The organism is Escherichia sp. KCJ4928 (genome assembly GCF_004352695.1).
Taxonomy (GTDB): domain Bacteria; phylum Pseudomonadota; class Gammaproteobacteria; order Enterobacterales; family Enterobacteriaceae; genus ECMA0423.
Genome location: NZ_SJWV01000372.1, coordinates 1 through 1,689, shown reverse-complemented (window position 1 = coordinate 1,689; position 1,689 = coordinate 1). Strand labels below are relative to the sequence as shown.

General features: G+C 47.8%; 3 protein-coding genes. All 3 read left to right on the top strand.

Annotated elements, in window-relative coordinates; translation table 11 throughout:
* Positions 1 to 22 precede the first annotated feature (22 nt).
* Complete coding sequence (agaB, locus tag E0D98_RS23940) at positions 23 to 499, top strand: PTS galactosamine transporter subunit IIB (protein WP_000098017.1); 477 nt, start codon at positions 23 to 25, stop codon at positions 497 to 499.
* 38 nt (positions 500 to 537) lie between these two features.
* Positions 538 to 1,341: a PTS galactosamine transporter subunit IIC gene (gene agaC, locus E0D98_RS23935; protein ID WP_000544489.1), complete on the top strand. Its 804-nt coding sequence runs from the start codon at positions 538 to 540 to the stop codon at positions 1,339 to 1,341.
* On the top strand, positions 1,331 to 1,689 hold a 359-nt coding region (locus E0D98_RS23930; protein WP_001495376.1), incomplete at its 3' end, for a PTS system mannose/fructose/sorbose family transporter subunit IID. The genes agaC and E0D98_RS23930, both read left to right, overlap by 11 nt.

Below are 1,689 nucleotides of genomic sequence, written 5' to 3'. Positions count from 1 at the left end.
ACTTTATGGTGAGGATTACACAATGAGCAGTCCAAATATTCTCTTAACCCGTATTGATAACCGTCTGGTTCACGGTCAGGTTGGCGTGACCTGGACATCCACCATCGGTGCGAATCTGCTGGTAGTCGTGGATGATGTTGTCGCTAACGATGATATTCAACAGAAATTAATGGGTATTACCGCAGAAACCTACGGCTTTGGCATTCGTTTCTTTACTATCGAAAAAACCATTAACGTCATCGGCAAAGCTGCACCGCATCAGAAGATCTTCCTGATTTGCCGTACGCCACAAACGGTACGTAAATTGGTAGAAGGTGGCATTGACCTGAAAGATATCAACGTCGGCAATATGCATTTCTCGGAAGGGAAAAAGCAAATCAGCAGTAAAGTTTATGTCGATGACCAGGATCTCGCGGACTTACGTTTTATTAAACAACGTGGCGTGAATGTTTTCATTCAGGACGTCCCTGGCGATCAAAAAGAACAAATCCCTGACTAAATCTAAAATCGCCTTAATATTGGTTTGAGGTAATAAAAATGCATGAAATAACCCTACTTCAGGGATTATCCCTGGCGGCGTTAGTTTTCGTTCTGGGGATTGATTTTTGGCTGGAAGCCTTATTTTTATTCCGCCCGATAATCGTTTGTACCCTAACTGGCGCTATTCTCGGTGATATTCAGACTGGCTTAATTACCGGTGGTCTGACAGAGTTGGCTTTCGCCGGATTAACCCCTGCAGGTGGTGTTCAGCCGCCCAACCCGATTATGGCGGGTCTGATGACCACCGTCATTGCATGGTCTACGGGCGTTGATGCCAAAACAGCAATTGGTCTTGGCCTGCCGTTTAGTTTGTTAATGCAGTACGTCATTCTGTTCTTCTATTCCGCTTTCTCATTATTTATGACCAAAGCCGATAAATGCGCGAAAGAGGCGGATACGGCAGCGTTTTCCCGGCTTAACTGGACAACGATGCTCATCGTCGCTTCAGCGTATGCGGTGATTGCTTTCCTCTGTACTTACCTGGCACAAGGGGCGATGCAGGCGCTGGTGAAAGCGATGCCCGCCTGGTTGACCCACGGCTTTGAAGTGGCTGGCGGTATTCTGCCTGCCGTTGGTTTTGGCTTGCTGCTGCGCGTAATGTTCAAAGCGCAATATATCCCTTACCTGATCGCCGGTTTCCTGTTTGTTTGCTACATCCAGGTCAGCAACCTGTTGCCGGTTGCCGTACTGGGCGCAGGCTTTGCGGTGTATGAGTTTTTCAATGCGAAATCCCGGCAGCAAGCGCAACCGCAGCCCGTTGCCAGTAAAAATGAAGAAGAGGACTACAGCAATGGGATCTGAAATCAGTAAAAAAGATATCACCCGTCTGGGCTTTCGTTCGTCGCTGCTGCAAGCGAGCTTTAACTACGAAAGGATGCAGGCGGGCGGTTTTACCTGGGCGATGTTGCCGATCCTGAAAAAGATTTATAAGGACGACAAACCGGGCTTAAGCGCGGCGATGAAAGATAACCTCGAATTTATTAATACCCACCCGAATCTGGTCGGATTCCTGATGGGGTTATTAATTTCGATGGAAGAAAAAGGAGAAAACCGCGACACTATTAAAGGCCTCAAAGTGGCACTGTTTGGCCCAATTGCCGGGATTGGCGATGCGATTTTCTGGTTTACTTTGTTGCCGATTATGGCGGG